Source organism: Microbacterium azadirachtae (assembly GCF_000956545.1).
GTDB classification, from domain to species: domain Bacteria; phylum Actinomycetota; class Actinomycetes; order Actinomycetales; family Microbacteriaceae; genus Microbacterium; species Microbacterium azadirachtae.
In genome coordinates this window covers 57,958-74,303 of record NZ_JYIT01000078.1, presented here as the reverse complement: position 1 = coordinate 74,303, position 16,346 = coordinate 57,958, and the positions used below count along the sequence as shown (strand labels likewise).

Annotated in this window: 14 protein-coding genes; 3 read left to right on the top strand and 11 right to left on the bottom strand. The window is 72.0% G+C overall.

The window, feature by feature from the left end:
• Positions 1-10 precede the first annotated feature (10 nt).
• The 5 genes from RL72_RS10910 to RL72_RS20100 all read right to left on the bottom strand — a co-directional run bounded on the left by RL72_RS10910 (position 11) and on the right by RL72_RS20100 (position 5,056).
• Positions 11-1,027, bottom strand: a complete 1,017-nt coding sequence (locus RL72_RS10910; protein WP_045250860.1) for a magnesium and cobalt transport protein CorA — start codon at positions 1,025-1,027, stop codon at positions 11-13.
• A 96-nt stretch (positions 1,028-1,123) separates the two neighbouring features.
• On the bottom strand, positions 1,124-2,392 hold the full coding sequence (locus RL72_RS10905; RefSeq protein WP_248700452.1) for a serine hydrolase domain-containing protein: 1,269 nt from the start codon (positions 2,390-2,392) through the stop codon (positions 1,124-1,126).
• 116 nt (positions 2,393-2,508) lie between these two features.
• Complete coding sequence (locus tag RL72_RS10900; protein ID WP_045250858.1) at positions 2,509-3,213, bottom strand: response regulator transcription factor; 705 nt, start codon at positions 3,211-3,213, stop codon at positions 2,509-2,511.
• Positions 3,210-4,484, bottom strand: a complete 1,275-nt coding sequence (locus RL72_RS20105) for a sensor histidine kinase (protein WP_052674325.1) — start codon at positions 4,482-4,484, stop codon at positions 3,210-3,212. The genes RL72_RS10900 and RL72_RS20105 overlap by 4 nt, the downstream gene beginning before the upstream one ends.
• On the bottom strand, positions 4,481-5,056 hold the full coding sequence (locus RL72_RS20100) for a hypothetical protein (protein ID WP_045250857.1): 576 nt from the start codon (positions 5,054-5,056) through the stop codon (positions 4,481-4,483). Before RL72_RS20100 ends, RL72_RS20105 begins: the two co-directional genes overlap by 4 nt.
• Positions 5,057-5,280: 224 nt before the next feature.
• Here RL72_RS20100 and RL72_RS20095 point away from each other — a divergent pair, with 224 nt between their 5' ends.
• Both RL72_RS20095 and RL72_RS10880 read left to right on the top strand, forming a co-directional pair.
• Complete coding sequence (locus RL72_RS20095; RefSeq protein ID WP_045250856.1) at positions 5,281-6,336, top strand: hypothetical protein; 1,056 nt, start codon at positions 5,281-5,283, stop codon at positions 6,334-6,336.
• Between the two features lie 117 nt (positions 6,337-6,453).
• Entirely contained in the window at positions 6,454-7,107 is a 654-nt protein-coding gene (locus RL72_RS10880) for a response regulator transcription factor (protein WP_045250855.1), read from the top strand.
• 25 nt (positions 7,108-7,132) lie between these two features.
• On the opposite strand, the gene RL72_RS10875 is transcribed toward RL72_RS10880, so the two are convergent.
• The 3 genes from RL72_RS10875 to RL72_RS10865 all read right to left on the bottom strand — a co-directional run bounded on the left by RL72_RS10875 (position 7,133) and on the right by RL72_RS10865 (position 11,401).
• On the bottom strand, positions 7,133-8,884 hold the full coding sequence (locus RL72_RS10875; protein WP_045250854.1) for a sensor histidine kinase: 1,752 nt from the start codon (positions 8,882-8,884) through the stop codon (positions 7,133-7,135).
• Positions 8,885-8,956: 72 nt separating this feature from the next.
• Entirely contained in the window at positions 8,957-10,000 is a 1,044-nt protein-coding gene (locus RL72_RS10870; RefSeq protein ID WP_045250853.1) for an endonuclease/exonuclease/phosphatase family protein, read from the bottom strand.
• A 15-nt stretch (positions 10,001-10,015) separates the two neighbouring features.
• Entirely contained in the window at positions 10,016-11,401 is a 1,386-nt protein-coding gene (locus RL72_RS10865) for an ATP-dependent DNA helicase (RefSeq protein WP_045250852.1), read from the bottom strand.
• Positions 11,402-11,539: 138 nt separating this feature from the next.
• Between RL72_RS10865 and RL72_RS10860 the strand changes: the two genes are divergently transcribed.
• A complete protein-coding gene (locus RL72_RS10860; protein WP_045250851.1) occupies positions 11,540-12,658 on the top strand; it encodes a hypothetical protein in 1,119 nt (372 codons plus the stop codon).
• A 63-nt stretch (positions 12,659-12,721) separates the two neighbouring features.
• Here RL72_RS10860 and RL72_RS10855 read toward each other — a convergent pair whose 3' ends face one another.
• The 3 genes from RL72_RS10855 to RL72_RS10845 all read right to left on the bottom strand — a co-directional run bounded on the left by RL72_RS10855 (position 12,722) and on the right by RL72_RS10845 (position 16,254).
• Positions 12,722-14,887: a bifunctional copper resistance protein CopD/cytochrome c oxidase assembly protein gene (locus RL72_RS10855; protein ID WP_248700451.1), complete on the bottom strand. Its 2,166-nt coding sequence runs from the start codon at positions 14,885-14,887 to the stop codon at positions 12,722-12,724.
• A gap of 167 nt (positions 14,888-15,054) precedes the next feature.
• On the bottom strand, positions 15,055-15,342 hold the full coding sequence (locus tag RL72_RS10850) for an HU family DNA-binding protein (RefSeq protein ID WP_045250850.1): 288 nt from the start codon (positions 15,340-15,342) through the stop codon (positions 15,055-15,057).
• A gap of 330 nt (positions 15,343-15,672) precedes the next feature.
• A complete protein-coding gene (locus tag RL72_RS10845; protein ID WP_045250849.1) occupies positions 15,673-16,254 on the bottom strand; it encodes a TetR/AcrR family transcriptional regulator in 582 nt (193 codons plus the stop codon).
• Positions 16,255-16,346: the final 92 nt, after the last annotated feature.

Below are 16,346 nucleotides of genomic sequence, written 5' to 3'. Positions count from 1 at the left end.
GGGGATCCGGTCAGAGCCAGCCGCGCTTCTTGAACACGAGGTACAGCGCGAAGCCGCCGCCGACCATGAGACCGATCGCCATCGGATAGCCGGCGGCCCATTTCAGCTCCGGCATCACCTCGAAGTTCATCCCGTAGATGCCCGCCACGATCGTCGGGGCGAAGAAGATCGCCGCCCAGCTGGAGATCTTCTTGACCTCCTCGCCCTGGCGCATGCTCTCCTCGGTCATCCGCCGCATCTCGTCGTTCTGACGCCGGGCGACGATCGTCGCCTCCACGGTGAGCGCGTTGTCGAGGTTCGCCCGGAAGGTCGACACCCGCTCCGAGAGGGCGATGATGTGATCGAGCACGTCGCGCAGGTAGCGCTGCAGCTCGAGGTCGACCGCGTACTTCGCGGATCCGCGCAGCAGGTTCTCCAGCATCGGCTGCAGCGGCTGGGTCGCCTTCTGGAAGTCGATCACCTCGCTGCTGAGCTCGTAGATGCGCTGCGTGACGTCCGAGTCGTCGAGGAACAGCTGCGCCTCGATCTCGTCGATGTCGTTCTCCAGGCCGGCGAGCACCGGCGAGTACTCGTCGACGAGCTCGTCGAGCACGGCGTACAGCACCGCCTCGGGGCCTCGTGCGAGCAGCTCGGGGTCGTGCTCCATGCGTCCGCGCACGCGGCTGAGGCTCGGGGTCTCGGCATGGCGGATGGTGACGACGAAGTTGGGGCCGACGAAGACGTGGAGCTCCCCGAACTCCACCTCCTCCGCCGCATCCAGGTACCGAGCGGGGCGCAGCACGACGAAGAGGGTCTCCCCGTAGCGCTCGAGCTTGGAGCGCTGATGGCCGGTCAGCGCGTCCTCGACGGCGAGCTCGTGCAGTCCGAACTCCGCGGCGACCTGGCGCACCTCCTCCTGACTGGGACGGTACAGGCCGATCCATCCCATGCCGCCCCGCGCATGCATGAGCTCGAACGTCTCGTCGAGCGTGTGCGGGGTGTCGGTGCGGACGCCGTCCACGTAGATGCCGTTGTCGACGATGGCCATGGCTGCTCCTCGGAGTCGTGCAGCGCTTCGCAGGGCCTGCCGGACCGTGCGGCGGCAGGCCTCGCGACGCGCGAGGGAGACGTCGAACGGACCGGGTCAGCCCTGCGGCAGCGGGCAGACGGCCGCGCCGTCGACCGCCTTAGCGTAGTCCTCCGGGGTGAACGGCAGAGCGAACTCCGGGGCGGTGCGGCCCTTTCCGGCGGGCACCTTGGAGGCGATCGCGGAGAGCTCGAACGCGAGATCGCCGATGAAGGCCGACCCGACGGTGGAGTCGTTCAGCACCACCACGACCGTGAAGCCGGACGCGGGGTCGGAGTACGCGGCGGTGAGGTACCCCGGGGTCCCGCCGTGCTGGCCGATCATCGAGCCGACGAGGTATCCCCCGCCCGTGGCCTTGTACCAGCTCGGCGCGCCGTCCGCGACGGGGAGCGGGGATCCGAAGCGCTTGGGCGTCTTCTTCTCGCGCAGCGCCTGCGCCGCCTCTGCCTGCATGTACCGGCCGAGGTCCTTGATCGTCGAGACGACGCCGGAGTCGGTGTATCCGTTGCTCGACGAGCTCACGGTGATGTCGGCGGGCTTGGCGCACTGGTACGCGCCGTCGACCTGAGGAAGGTACGAGCCGTTCAATGCGGGCTCCGGCGACGGCGCGGCCGCCTTCGGCCCCGGCAGCGAGGTCGCGTCCAGGCCCAGCGGCGCCGTGACGTACTGCCGGATGAGCTGCGACGCGGTCTGTCCCGTGGCCCGTTCGAGCGCCTGCCCGAGCAGCAGGTACCCGGCGTCGGAGTCGCGGTAGCCGGTGTGCGCCGGCGTGCGGTCCTGCGCCAGGCCGTATGAGGCGAGCTCCTTGGGGTCCCACTGGCGGTCGGGGTTGTTCAGCCACATGGGCGTGGCGATCGCGGCCGAGGATCCGATGCCGCTCGTGCCGTTGCACAGGTCCAGCAGCGTGACGTCCTGCAGATCCGGCACGCCGGAGACGTACTCGGTGATGCTGGCGTCGAGCTTGACGGTGCCGCGGTCGGCGAGCGCGTACAGCACGTCGCAGGTCATCAGCCGGGTGACGTCGCCGATGCGGAACGACATGTCGGTGCTGACCGGCGTCTTGTCCCCGGCGGCGACCGTGCCCAGGCCGGTGACGTACGAGCCGCTCCACGGCGCCCAGACGCCCAGCAGCGCCCCGCTGGAGCCGCTCGCCGCCATCGCGCGCTGCACGGCGCCCTTGAGCTGGTCCTGCACCTCCGACGGCAGCGAGCCCTCGACCTGCGGCTTCGGCGAGAACGTCGGGGTGAAGTCGCCGCCGGAGCAGCCGCTCAGCACGAGCGCCGCCGCGATCGCGCCGACGATCAGCGCTCCCGCGCGTCGCCTCATGTTCCGACCCATTCGCCCCCCTGACATCCTCACGATTGTAAACGGCGCGTCTCCGCGTCCACGTCATCCCTGCGGATGATCCGGGCTGTCCTGACCGGATCGTGATGAACGCCCCCTCAGTTCGCGGACGTCGTGCCGAGTCCGCGCGCGATCGCCTGGGCTCGGTCGCGGACGCCCAGCTTGGCGAACAGCGCGTTGATGTGGGTCTTGACGGTCGCGACGCCGACGAAGAGCTCTGCGGCGATCTCGGCGTTCGACCGCCCCTGCAGCACCAGCGCGTACACCTCGCGCTCCCGGGCGGTGAGCGCGGGGAAGCGCTCCGCCAGTGCCGTCTCGGAGAGCGGATCGGGCACGGATCCGGAGAGCTCGCCCGTCCCCGTCGGCGACGGCGCCGGCGCAGCGATCCGTCCCAGGAGCACCTCCCGCACCGGCTCGGAGAAGGTGCTCTGACCTGCCGCGACCGCCCGGATGGCCGCAGCCAGCTCCGCGCGGCCCGCATCCTTGGTGAGATACCCCCGGGCGCCGGCGCGGAGCGCGGTCACGATGTCGGCGTCGTCGGCGAAGGTCGTGAGCACGAGCACCGCCGTCTCCGGCGTCTCCGCGGTCACCCGCCGGGTCGCGGCGGCCCCGTCCAGGATCGGCATGCGCAGGTCCATCAGCACGACGTCGGGCCGCTGGGCCGCGACCAGCGCCACGGCCTCGGCGCCGTCCGCCGCCGTGCCGACGACCTCGAAGCCGTCGACGAGGCTCAGCACCGTCTCCAGGCCGTCGCGGATGATCGCCTGGTCGTCGGCGATCGCGATCCGGATCCGCGCGGTCATGCCGGGGCCTCGGCACGGAGCACGAAACGGCCGGCCGCCCCGGTCCCCGTGGTTCCCGCCGTCACCGTGCCGCCGACCGCGGCGAAGCGCTCCCGCACGCCGCGCAGCCCGAAACCGCCCCCGGTCGCGGCGAGCCCTCTGCCGGCCTCGCGACCGCCCTCCGCGGGCATCGCGTTCTGGATCACGCACTCCACCCGGTCAGGATGCCAGACCAGGGCGACCCGCACCGCGGATCCGGGCGCGTGCTTGCGCGCATTGCTCAGTCCCTCCTGCACAGCCCGGACCAGGGCCTCGGCGAGCGCGGCCGAGACCGCCCGCGGCGCACCCGACTCCTCGATCTGCACCCCCTCGTGCGGCTCGGCGGTGCGGAGCGCCTCGAGGCGCGCCGCGAGCTCGTCCGGCTGCACGGCGGACGCCGCCGGCGTTCCGTCGTCCGGATCCGGTCCGCGCAGGGTCCGCACCGCTTCACGCGCCTCATCCAGCCCGGCGACGGCGAGCCGGCGCGCCGCGGCCACCCTGGCACCCGCCCGCTCGGCGTCGCCCGCCTCGAGCAGCGCCTCCGCCGCATCCAGCTGCACCACCAGCCCGCCCAGGCTGTGCGCGAGCACGTCGTGCAGGTCGCGCGCGATCGCGACGCGGTGCGCCGCCGCCTGGGCGCGCACCGCCTCGGCGTTCGCCCGCTCGCGCTCGGCCAGCAGCACGCGCTGCGCGCGGCGGCCCAGGCCCAGCACCACGGCCAGGGCGAGCGCGGCGAAGAGGGTGAGCAGACCGAGCACGGATCCGGTCACGGATCCCGCCCGGCCCGCGGCGGTGAGCAGCGCGCCGGCGGAGATGCCGAGGGCTCCGGCGATCGCCACCGCGATCCACGCCCCCGGCGTGGTCGCCGGGTCGCTCGCGACCCCGATGACCGCCACCACGAGGACCGCCACGCCCAGCCCCTGCGTCGGGACGGCGGTCACGGAACCCGCCGCCGTCATCGTCACGAGCAGCGCCGCCGCGGCCCAGGCCTCGCCGGAGCGGTGCGCGGCGCCGGTGGACGCGAGGGCGGGATCCAGGCCGCCCGGCGCAGCCCCGGCCGTCGCACCGTTCCGCGCCGCGAGCGCCGTGCGCATCGCCCAGGCGGCCACTCCCGCGACGAGGAGCCAGACCACCCAGGGCGCGGTCTGCGGACCGACGCGCAGCAGCACCCAGCCGACGGCGAGCATGCCGACGGCGTTGATGCCGGCGCTCCAGCCGGTCATCGGCGGGATGCGCAGGGGGATGCGGGTCACGGAACCATCATGCGCGCGGATCCGCCCCGTGCGCCCGCGTGACGCAGCGCGTCCAGCCGGCGGTGCAGCACGAGGATGCGGGAGGCGCGGTTGGCGGCGAGCACCAGCAGAATCATCCCGGTCGATACCCCGAGGTGGGATCCCAGGCTCTCGAACGCGAACGTGAGCCCGACCCGCACGCCGATCAGCACCACCCACAGACCCAGCCCCCACGGGCCGGTGCGGGTCTCGAACTCGGCGAGCGCCTGCGCGGCCGCCTTGGCCGACAGCCCTGCGGTCTCCGGCACGTATCCGGCGGGCCGGGCGAGCGGACGGATGTGCGCGATCGCGCCCATCCCCGCCCCGACGCCGAGCGCGATGACGACCTCGACCACGAACGCGACGACGTCGATCACGCCGAGCGCACGGCCGTTCAGCGATTGCAGCAGGAACGCGGCGCCGGCCACGACCGCGACCATCGGGAACGTCCAGTCCCTGCCGCCGAGGACCGGGCGCCAGGTCATCTGCCGCACGGCGATCACGCCGACGGCCAGGAGGATCAGCAGGACGTTGGAGAGCACGGGGAGGTTCATGTCCTCGATGCTCCTCGGATGCCGGATCCGGGGGCACCACCCGCGGGTGGAGATCCGAGCCCGGCGGGTGGAGATCCTCCTGTCGGCAGCGGATGTGGTGCAGGCACCACCTCGCTGTGGAGTCACGCCCATCGGCCCGCGCGCCGCGGATTCCTAGCGTGTGAGAAGAGCTTCCGGACGGGAGAACACGCAGCCCCTCGGGGCGAGAGAAGAGAAGGAAAGACATGAACACCATCACCACGAACAGCACCGCCCGCCGGCTTCTCGGCACCGGCCTGATCGCCTCGACGGTGCTCGGCTCGGTCGCGCTCGGCGTCGCCACCGCCGCGCCGGCTTCCGCCGCGACGCCGCGCGCCGCAGCGGCCACCGCCGACGTCACCCGCGGATTCGACATCGTCAACACGACCAAGCACACCCTGGATCTGCAGGGCATCGACGGCGCGGGCGAGCGGGACCAGTACCAGCCGACCGGGACGAAGATCCTCCCGGGTCAGTCGTACCGCTACGAGAAGGTCTACTACCTCCTCAAGCGCGGCGAGACGACTCTCACCTTCAACTACCGCGAGGCCCTGGGCGACGGATCCGAGCGGATCTCCGCCTTCCAGGTCACGCTCGTCGTCGACGCGGTCAGCGGCACGAGCATCCGCACCGACGCCGGCAACGCGTTCGCCGTCCACAATCAGGGTCTCTCCGGGCAGATCACGATCTCGGAGAAGGACTTCTCGGAGATCACGGTGCCGGCCTCCGATGCCCAGCGACAGGCCGAGCTGCTCAACCAGACCTGCGTCTCGGGCCTGGCGTCGTGCACGTTCACGCCCGTCAGGAAGGAGGAGGGCAAGGCCCAGATCCGCCTGGTCGCAGGAGGCGCGAACAACACCGAGAAGGCGCGCGCGGGAAGCGTCACCACCAAGGTCTCGGCCGGCACGACCTCGTCGGTGGAGACCACCGCGTCGGCGCAGTTGACCATCAACGGGATCCTGGAGGCGGGACTCACCCACAAGTACGGCGGCGAGTGGTCCAACACCAAGGAGGAGACCAAGGTCCAGCCGTACGAGGTGGGCGCCTACAAGAACTTCAACATGTGGTCCCGGGTGCTGACCGAGCGGGTGACGGGCGACTTCACGGTCAAGCTCGGCAAGACCACCTGGAAGCTGTCCGGCGTGCACTTCGACATCCCGCGGGCAGACGCCGACGTGCTCTACGACAGCGCCGAGCGCGCGCTGACCGAGCAGGAGAAGGCCAGCCTGCCGAAGATCGTCGACATCAAGCCGGTCGGCTGACGCCCCGGGATCCGCGGAGAGCCGCCGTCCACCCCGCAAGGGTGTGGGCGGCGGCTCTCCTCGGGTACTGTCGGGTCACCGCCCGGATCCGCATCCGTCAGTCAGTCAGGAGCAGGCATGCGCGTCGTCATCGCCGAGGACGAGGTCCTGCTGCGGGAGGGGGTCTCCCGGATCCTCACGGACGAGGGCCACGAGATCGTCGCGACGGCCGGGAACGCCGACGAGCTGCTCGGCAAGGTCCGCGCCCACCGTCCCGACCTCGTCCTCACGGACATCCGGATGCCGCCGGACTTCACCGACGACGGCCTGCGGGCGGCGAAGCGGATCCGGCAGGAGCTCCCCGGGACCGGCGTCATCGTGGTCTCGCAGTACGTGGACGCGCAGGGAGCGATGGAGCTGCTGGCCGACGGCGCCGAGGGCGTCGGCTACCTGCTGAAACGGCGCATCCTCGACCTCGACGACTTCCTCGATGCCGTGCAGCGCGTCGCGGCCGGAGGATCCAGCATCGACTCGGACGTGATCTCCTCGCTCGTGCGCCGCGAGGTCCGCGACCACACCGACGGCGGCATCGCCCGCCTCACCCCGCGACGCCGGGAGGTGCTGCAGCTGATGGCGCAGGGCTACAGCAACGCCCGCATCGCCCGCGAGCTCTTCGTGACGGAGAAGGCGGTCGCGCGCAGCATCGCTCTCATCTTCACGACCCTGGACCTGCCGCCGGATCCCGACGACCATCGCCGGGTGCTGGCCGTGATGCGCTTTCTGGGCCGGTGAGCGGAAGGCGCCCGCGCCGCACCCGCTACCCCAGCGGCAGCTCTGCCCGCAGGGTCGTCCCGCCGCCCGGGACCGGCTCGAGGGCGACGGTCCCGCCGAGGGTCTCCACCCGGTCGCGGAGGCTGCGCATCCCGAACCCCGGGACGGCCCCTGCCGCGCCCTTGCCGTCGTCGCTCACGGCGATCTGCAGCCGGCCGTCGTGCAGAGCCACGACGACCACGATCTGCCGCGCATCGGCGTGCTTGACCGCGTTGGTGAGCGCTTCCGCGATCACGTAGTACCCCGTCGACTCGACCGCGGCGTCCAGCCGGCCGAGCGGGGATGCGACCTCGACCCGCACCGGGATCCGGATCCGGTCGGCCAGGGTCGTGATCGCTGCCTCCAGGCCGTCGTCCTGCAGCCGGCTCGGCAGGAGGCCCTCGACCAGCCCGCGCAGCTCGTCGAGGAGCGAAGCGCAGTGCTCCGCGATCCGCGCGGACTCGGACCGGACGTACGACGGGTCCGACGCCTGCCGGGCCAGTCGCTGCACGTCGATGCCGACGAGGACGATCCGCTGCTGGGCGCCGTCGTGGAGATCCTGCGCGATGCGGCGGCGCTCGGCATCGGCGGCGACGGCGATCCGACGCCGGGAGGTCTGCAGCTCCTCCGCCGCCACCTGCAGCTGCTGCACCGCGGAGCGCAGCTCGACGATCAGCCGCTGCTTGTCCATCGCGACGCCCAGCGGCGCCGACACGGTCGCGACCAGGCTTCGATCCGCGATCAGCTCGCGGTCGTACAGCAGCGCGCCGGTGGGTGCCTCCGGGGCGCCGATCGGCCACAAGCCGCGCTCGGTGGGCACCGCGACGGGGCGCCCGCCGCTGTCCACGAAGCGGGAGGGAGCCGCCCCCTCCGCGTGCGAGGCCCAGAGGACCCGGGCACCCGGGTCACCGAGCGCCCGTGCTGCGAGGGCGTCGAGCAGCGCCGGCTCCACCGACGCCGCCACGATGCCCGCCGCGGCCTCGGCGACCTCGCCCGCCCGGCCGAATGCGCCGAACGTCAGCCCCACGAGGAACGCGATCGGCAGGCCGCCGAGCATCACCGACTGCACGACGTCCGCCGCCTGCTGAGCACCGGGACGCGGGTCGAGATGCAGGACCAGGACGGTCGCGGCGATCACGGCGAGGGCCGCGCAGCCGTAGCCGACGAACGGGAGCAGCTGACGCCGCGGCAGCGCGGGCATCCGCGCGACGCCCCGACCGCAGAGCACGATCGTCACGATGAGCGTGCCGACGCCCACGGCCGCCTGCAGCGTCCAGGCGACCTCGGTCGCGGCGGGCCGCAGCACCACGACGATCTGAGGCGCCACCGATACGAGGTAGGCGACGGTCACGACCGCGCGGGCGGTACGGCCCGTCAGACGCCCGGAGGGGAACGCGAGCAGGAGGTGCAGCAGCAGCGCCAGCGGCAGACTGGACGTCAGCGTGCCGAGGATGCGCAGGGCCGGGAGGTCGTCGTCCTGCGTGCGCGACGCCCAGAGCGCCAGCGCGGTCAGCAGCATGAGCCGGCCGATGCGGTTGTGCGGACGGCGCGACCAGGCGAGCAGGCCGGTGACCGTGTAGACCGCGACCAGCGCGCCGTCGAGGAGCGATCCGCCGAGTCCTCGCGACGACGAGGGGACGGCGAGCTCGACGAGGCAGAGCGCGGCCATCAGGATCCCGATGCCGACGAGGGCGTCGCGCAGGCCCGATCCTCCCGCCGCCGGGACCCGCCCGCCCGGAGGACCGCTGAGCCGTGTCATGCGTACAGGATCCCAGGGCCGGTCAGTGTGCGGAATGGTTCTCGGGCGTTCCTCGACTCGTCGCAGAACTGATCATCGACTCCCACCGGATCGATCGTGCCGGTCCAGCACGGCGACCAGCGCCCGGTGATCGGTTCCGCCGGTCGCGTCGACCACCCGCACCTCGCGCACGCGCCACGCGGATCCGACGAGCACGTGGTCGATGGGCGAGGCGAGCCAGGCCGGCATCGTGGACGGCCAGGTGCCCGTCGCCGCCGCGTGCGCCTCGTCGGCCGCATCCCGGCAGCCGGCGAGATCGAGGTGATCCAGCGTCGCGTTGAGGTCTCCGGCGAGGATCAGCTCCGGCCCGAGAGCCCGGCACTGCGCCCGGATCCAGTCCAGGCCCGCGCGCCAGTCGTCCATGCCGTCGGTCAGCGGAGCCGCGGGGTGGGCCGCGACGATGACCGGGCCCGTTCCGTCGACCGGTCGCCACACGCCGCTGGGCAGACCGCGCGTCGTACCCGCCGTGGCGTCGAGGCGGTAGGCCCCGAGGGAGTCGGCGACGAGCAGAGAGATCGGGATCCATGACGGGGTCGACGTCTCGGCGACCGCGCGGGTGGTGGCGGCGGTCATGGGGATCCCTCCGGCGGTCACCCGTCGCGCGACCTCGGCGGCGGCCTCGTCGTCCATCTCGGGCAGACTCACGACATCGGCGCCGGTCGCGAGAACGAGCGCGGCGACGTCCCCGGGCGACGTCGCCCCGCCCTGGGTGTTCCAGACGAGCACGGTGAGATCGCCGTCGCGCAGCCCGGCCGTCCCGCTCTCCGACGTTCCCCGGGCGAGGAGCACCGCCAGGTTCCCCGCCGCGGCGAGCGCCGCGACCAGCGTGACGGCGATCAGCGCGCGCCGCAGCCCCGGCGCCCGCCGGCGCAGCACCACCGCCATGACCCCGCCGACCAGAGCGAGCACGGCCAGCGCGAGCGCGACCGGCGCCCGGAACGCGATGACCTGCGCCATCCCGAGGACTCGTTGCGCGCCGAGCGCCTGAGACCACACGAGCAGCACCGCGATGAGCGCCCCGATCAGGATCACGATCCCTGCGGCAGCTCGACCCCGCGCGCCACGACGCTCCGTCACGACCGGCTCCCTCTGCTACGACCCGACCTGCGGCGTGGAGTCGCCCTGCCGCGCCTCCCAGGCGGCGCGCATGAAGCGGCGCACGTCCTCGTCGACACGGATGTCGCGGGGGCGCAGCGGGCGGGTGAGGTACAGACCGTCCAGAGAGGTGAGCCGCGACAGGGCCACATAGGTCTGACCGGGGGCGAAGGCGCCGGATCCGAGATCCACGATCGCCCGGTCGTAGGTCTTGCCCTGCGACTTGTGGATCGTGACCGCCCAGGCCAGACGGAGCGGGAACTGGGTGAACTCGGCCACGACCTCGCGCGAGAGCGTCTTCGTGCCCGGGTTGTAGATGTAGCGATAGCGCTCCCACACCGCGGGCTCGACGTCGACCTCCTCGCCGTCGATCTCCACGCGCACCGTGTCGCCGAGGATGCGCACGACCGTGCCGATCGTGCCGTTCACCCAGCGCGGCGGCTCCGGCGCGGCCGAGACGTCGTTGCGCAGGAACATCACCTGCGCGCCCTCCTTGAGCTGCAGCTCCTGGTCGGCGGGGTAGTTCGCCTCGCCCCGGCCGAAATCACCCGAGATGTCGGCCTTCGCCTTCTGCACCTTGCCGGGCAGGGCCGCGAGGTGCCGCGAGTTGATGCCGTTGACGATGTCGTTGCGCGTGGCCAGAGTGATGATCGGGATCTCGCCCGGAGCCGGATCCGGCGGGGTGCGCGCGCCCGCGTCGTTGAGCGCCTGCGCGATCTCGGCCGTCACCCGCCCGTAGCGCACCGCGTTCAGCATCGCCTTGAACCCCGCGTCGGACTGGCGGTGGATGTGCACGAGCTCGCGCACGTGCAGCTGCGCGCCATAGGACCCGACGTCGAGCAGGCCGTCGGTCGCCTGCCCCCCGGTCCACACCTTCGCGTCGAAGAACCAGAACGAGCGGTAATGATCCTGGATGTAGCGCAGCTCATCGCCTCGCGGCGGCACGGGTGCGAGCTGGTACGGGTCGCCGAACATCACCACCTGCACCCCGCCGAACGCCTCGCCCCGGCGTCCCCGCGCCTGCCGCAGCGACCGGTCGATCGCATCCATCAGATCCGCGTTGACCATCGAGACCTCGTCGATGACGAGCGTGTCGATCGCGTTCAGGATCTTACGGGTCGCGTCGGACTGGTCGATCTCGCTGTCGGCGATGAGGCCGATCGGCAGCCGGAACAGCGAGTGGATCGTCTGGCCCTCGACGTTCAGCGCGGCGACGCCCGTCGGGGCGCAGACGGCGATCTGCTTCTGCGTGTTGTACGCGAAGTGCTGCAGCAGCGTGGACTTGCCGGTGCCGGCGCGGCCGGTGATGAACACGTGCTCGCGGGTGTCCTCGATCAGCCGGAACAGCGCTTCCTGTTCGGCGGAGAGGGTCGGCGTGCTCACGGTCTTCGGATTCTACCCGGGGAGCGGGCCGGCGCGGCCGCCACCGCGCTCCGGCTCACCGCGCCCTCGCGGACATCGTGTGACGACGAGCCCGCGCACTCGGTGTTCCCGCAGGCGGCCTTTCGTAGACTGACGCACATGGTGCAGTCGTCGGGGGTGCTGGCGCCAGGCGTGCGGACGCGTCGGGCGCGGACGGCGCGACGCCGCGCCCCGCTCTGGGCCGACCTCACCCTGCTCGCCGCCATCGGACTCGTGCTCGTGGCCGCGCTCGCCGCCGGAGGGGTCACCGTCTACCGCGAGTTCTACAGTCCCTCCGCGTTCGTCACCCGGTACCTGACCCTGCTCTCCGAGGGCCGCGCGGCCGATGCGCTGCGTCTGCCCGGCGTCGCCATCGGGCACGGCGACCTCGACAAGAGCACCTTCCGCTCCGCGTCGGACGCCTTGCTGCGCCAGGCCGCGCTGAGCTCGCTCACCGACATCACGGTGACCGGCGAACGCCCGCAGGGCGACGCGACCGCGGTGACGGTGCACTACAAGGCCGGCGGACACGCAGGCACCAGCACGTTCCTGGTCGCCCAGGACGGATGGATCGGCGTCGCCCCGTCCTGGCAGTTCGCGCAGAGCCCGCTCGCCGTCATCTCGCTCACGGTGCGCGGATCCGACCGCTTCTCCGTCAACGGCTTCGAACTCGACCGCCGCCAGGTCGCGGCGCAGGGCGCGGATTCGTCGGCCCTCCAGCCGGTGCCGATGCTGGTGTTCTCCCCCGGGCTGTACTCCGTGTCGGTGAAGACGTCCACGGCCACCGCCGACGGCATGGGGGTGCTGGCCGACAAGCCGCTCGCCGACGTGCCGCTCGACGTGCAGGCCAAGCCCACCGCCGCGTTCGTCAAGGTCGTGCAGCAGCGGGTCGACGAGTTCCTCCAGCAGTGCACGACGCAGAGCGTGCTGCAGCCGACCGGGTGCCCGTTCGGCTACGCGGTGCCGAACCGCGTCGTGGACGGCCCCACCTGGAGCATGGTCAAGGGTCCCGAGATCACGCTGGAACCCGACGACGAGGGGTGGAAGATCCCGCCGGCCTCCGCCACCGCCCACGTGACGCTGGACGTGAAGCTGCTCTACGACGGCACGCTCTCGCACGTCGACCAGGATGTGCCGTTCCAGGTGGACGGCACGATCCGTTTCCTCCCGGACGGATCCGCCTCCATCAGCATCACGTCGCCCGAGCAGTCCGGCCCCCCGGCAGGTTCCGAGGGCTGACCCGCCCCCGTTCGCGAGGGAGCGGCTCGCTCAGGGACCCAGGGCCCCACGCACCCCGAAGCGTCAGTGCCCGCGCGCGGCCGCGCGGCGATCCTTCTCGGCGAGCTCGGCGAGCCGGGCGTTGTACTCCTCGAGCTCGGCGTCTCCGCTGCGGTCCGCGGCGCGGTCCGCCCGCTTCTGCACCTTGGCGTCGCTGCGGCTCCACTGGATCGCCACGGTGATCGCCAGGATCAGGGTGGGGATCTCCCCCACCGACCAGGCGACACCGCCGCCCACGTACTGGTCCTGCAGCGGGGTCGCCCCCCAGGTGCGCCCCATCGCGCCGAACCACTCCGCCACCATCAGCCCGGACTGCATCATGATCGCCATGCCGAAGAACGCGTGCGTGGCCATCACCGCGATGAGCGTGATCAGGCGTCCGGCGTACGGCAGCCGCCGCGGCACCGGATCCGCGCCGATCAGGCTGAGCACGAACAGGTACCCCGAGATGAGGAAGTGCATCGTCATCCACTCGTGCCCGATGTGGTCGGTCATCGCCCAGCGCACGAGATCGGTGAAGTAGAACGCCCAGAGCGACAGCACGAAGATCGCCGCGGCCACGAACGGGTTCGTGACGACGCGGGAGAACGGCGAGTGCACGGCCCACAGGATCCACTCCCTGCCGCCGCGGGTGCCGTCGCCGCGCTTGTCGATCGCGCGCAGGGCGAGGGTGACCGGGGAGCCGGAGACGAGCAGCAGCGGGATCGCCATCGACAGCATCATGTGCCCGAGCATGTGCACGCTGAACAGGTACTCCTGATACGCGTTGATCGCGCCGCCGGTGACCCAGACCAGGGCGGCCATGCCGAGGATCCAGAACACGGTGCGGTGGATCGGCCAGGAGTCGCCGCGCGCACGCAGGCGGCGCACGCCGAGGAGGTACAGCACCACGCCGAGCACGGCCGCGACCGCCCAGATGAGATCCAGGTTCCACATCGTCAGCCAGCGGATCGGCGTGAGCTCGGGCGGCAGCGCGGATCCGGTGAGGATCTCGGCCGGGGTGCGCACCGCAGGGGCTTCGAGGCCGGCCGGAGGAGGAGTGCGCGACAGGGCGGCCGCGAGTCCGGAGGCGATGCCCATGAGGGCGAGCTCGAGCAGCACCAGGGTCCAGAACGGACCGGATCCGCTCGTCTCGAGCTTCGGGATGAGTCGTGTGCGGTACCGGGCGCCGAGCGCGCCGAGCAGGATCAGAACGACCGCCTTCGCCACGATGAGGCCGCCGTAGGGGGTGAGCATGCCCGCCCAGTCGCCCACCGCGACGATCGAGCGGGCGACGCCCGACACCGCCACCACGACGTACGCCACGAGCGCCAGCGACGAGTAGCGGCGCACGACGGCCGCGAACGTGACGCCGCCCCGGGGAGCGGAGGCCCGGCCCTTCGCGCCCTTCGCGGTCTTGGGCGAGCGCTCGGCGGAGGCGCTGCCGTGGTCCGCCTCGCTCTTCCCGCCCTTCGGCGCTCCGCTCAGCTCGCTGCGGGATCCGCGCAGCACGATCAGCAGCAGGAGCCCGCCGATCCACACGGCGGCGCCGATCGTGTGCAGCAGCAGCGAGTTCACGGCGGCGTCGTGACCGCTGAGGTCGCCCGCGTGCCCCTGCGTGGCGAGGGGGATGAACGAGACGGCGGCGAGGATCGCGGTGAGCAGCGTCGCCGTCCAACCGCGGAACGCGAAGGCGGCGATGGTGATCACGGCGCCGGCGAGCACGGTCATCAGCCACGCCTGTCCGAGCGGCAGCTCGAGCAGGAAGCGTCCCAGTTGCGCACCGAACTCCGGGCCCGCGCTGAGCTTCACGCCGAGCGTCTGCAGGAAGGTGAACAGTCCCGCCACGGCGCTGGCCACGGTGAAGACCGCCGCACCGATCGAGGCGGTGTCGAGCGCGATCTCGAACGACCGCGCGCCGCTGCGCAGAGCGAAGAGGGCGAGCACGAGCGAGCCCAGCATCGCGGCCGCCCCGAGGTTGCTGAGGGTCTTCACGACCGGCAGCCCCCAGCGCACCACGGGACCGGGGTCGAGCAGCAGGTTCGGGGCCGCTCCGCCGCCGAAGGCGAGGCCGGCCACGACGGCGAGGACCGCCGCACCCACGAGGATCACGGGCCCGGCGATGCGCAGGGTCGAGGATCCGCTGGGCAGGGCCGTGCGGTCGGAGCCCGTCCCGGGCTGGGGACGGACCCCGGAGGAGGGGCGATTCACCCCTCCAGCCTAGGCGCGTCTCCTGTGCGGGCCCCTCGACCTCCGCGCATCGCCTCCACGGGCCGCGCCCGCCGCGTCCCGACCCACCGGCCGTGACCGCTCCGGAATGACGCCCGGACACGCAGAAGGCCGCCCCCGGAGGGACGGCCTTGCGAGGCGGAGCCGGATTACTTGACGGCAGCCTTGAGCTTGGAGCCGGCGGTCACCTTGACGCGCTTGCCGGCCGGGATCTTGATCTCGGCGCCGGTCTGCGGGTTGCGGCCCGTGCGAGCGGCGGTCGCGACCTGCTCGAACGAGATCCAGCCCGGGATCGAGACCTTGCTGCCCTTGGCAACAGCGTCCGAGACCGTGGCGAACAGGGCGTCGAGAACGCCGGAGACAGCAGCCTGGCTCTGGCCGGTGGCGCTGGCGATGCTCGCGACGAGCTCGGTCTTGGTGATGGACTTGTCAGCCATTTCATCCTCCAGCGACGGGGATCCCGTCGCTTCGTATCAGAGTTCCGGATGGGCGGATGCCCCCCGTTGGTCGAACGACCGCCTTGAATGTATCAACCAAACCCCGGTTTTCCGCGTCATTTCGCGGGTTTTGACGTTTTGCGGCGGCGTGTCGCGCCTCACCAGCCACTCCCGTCACAGCCGCGGCCCCTCTCGACCACGCTCGCCCCCTCCTCTGAACACAACGCAGGAGATCCCGCAGGGTTCGGCACCGATCGCCGACGGATGCCCCGAATCTCCTGCGTTGTGCTCGCGACACCGCCGTCACCGGCACGCGGGAAGGGGCGACGGTCAGGCGCGGTGTGCGGCGATGAGGTCGCGGGCGGTGCGGGCGAACGCGGGGGCGACCCGGTCCTGCCCGTCGAGATACCCGCCGACGAGCGCCGCGTCGCGCAGCAGCACGAGGGAGGCGGCCACGGCGTCGGGGTCGCGGAGTCGCGCCGCCTCGGCCAGCTGCCGCAGCGTCTCGCGGAACCACTCGCGGTGGGTGGCGATCAGGTCGCGCACCGGACCCTGGTCGGGGTACTCGGCCGCGGCGTTGATGAACGGGCAGCCGCGCGTGTGACGGTCGCGGATGTCGTGCGCGATGCCGTCCACGACGAGATCGAGCAGCACGGCGGGGTCATCGGACGCCTGCGTCGCCTGCGCGAACAGTCCCCGCAGCCCTTCGTCCTCCCCGTGCAGATACGCGAGGACCAGTCCCTCCTTGCCCGCGAACTGCTTGTACATCGTGGCGCGCGTGACGCCGGCGGTCTCGATGATCCGGTCGACGCCGACCGAGTGGATCCCCTCGCGGTAGAAGAGGTCGGTCGCCGCGTCGAGCAGTCGCTGCCGTGCGGAGCCGGGGCGCACCGCCGGTGTGGTCGTCGTCATGGATTCCCCTTCCTCTTCCATCGTGCCACACGGGAATACTCTTGTGTAGATAGAACGGTCAGTCTACCATGAGCAGCGAAGCAGCAGCCGCG

Bases quoted from the DNA above. Each gene is read 5' to 3' on its own strand.
- RL72_RS10860 (WP_045250851.1), top strand. From the start codon at position 11,540: ATGGTGCAGTCGTCGGGGGTGCTGGCGCCAGGCGTGCGGACGCGTCGG.
- RL72_RS20095 (WP_045250856.1), top strand. From the start codon at position 5,281: ATGAACACCATCACCACGAACAGCACCGCCCGCCGGCTTCTCGGCACC.
- RL72_RS10850 (WP_045250850.1), bottom strand. From the start codon at position 15,342: ATGGCTGACAAGTCCATCACCAAGACCGAGCTCGTCGCGAGCATCGCC.
- RL72_RS20100 (WP_045250857.1), bottom strand. From the start codon at position 5,056: ATGAACCTCCCCGTGCTCTCCAACGTCCTGCTGATCCTCCTGGCCGTC.
- RL72_RS10905 (WP_248700452.1), bottom strand. From the start codon at position 2,392: ATGAGGCGACGCGCGGGAGCGCTGATCGTCGGCGCGATCGCGGCGGCG.
- RL72_RS10910 (WP_045250860.1), bottom strand. From the start codon at position 1,027: ATGGCCATCGTCGACAACGGCATCTACGTGGACGGCGTCCGCACCGAC.
- RL72_RS10900 (WP_045250858.1), bottom strand. From the start codon at position 3,213: ATGACCGCGCGGATCCGGATCGCGATCGCCGACGACCAGGCGATCATC.
- RL72_RS10880 (WP_045250855.1), top strand. From the start codon at position 6,454: ATGCGCGTCGTCATCGCCGAGGACGAGGTCCTGCTGCGGGAGGGGGTC.
- RL72_RS10875 (WP_045250854.1), bottom strand. From the start codon at position 8,884: ATGACACGGCTCAGCGGTCCTCCGGGCGGGCGGGTCCCGGCGGCGGGA.
- RL72_RS10845 (WP_045250849.1), bottom strand. From the start codon at position 16,254: ATGACGACGACCACACCGGCGGTGCGCCCCGGCTCCGCACGGCAGCGA.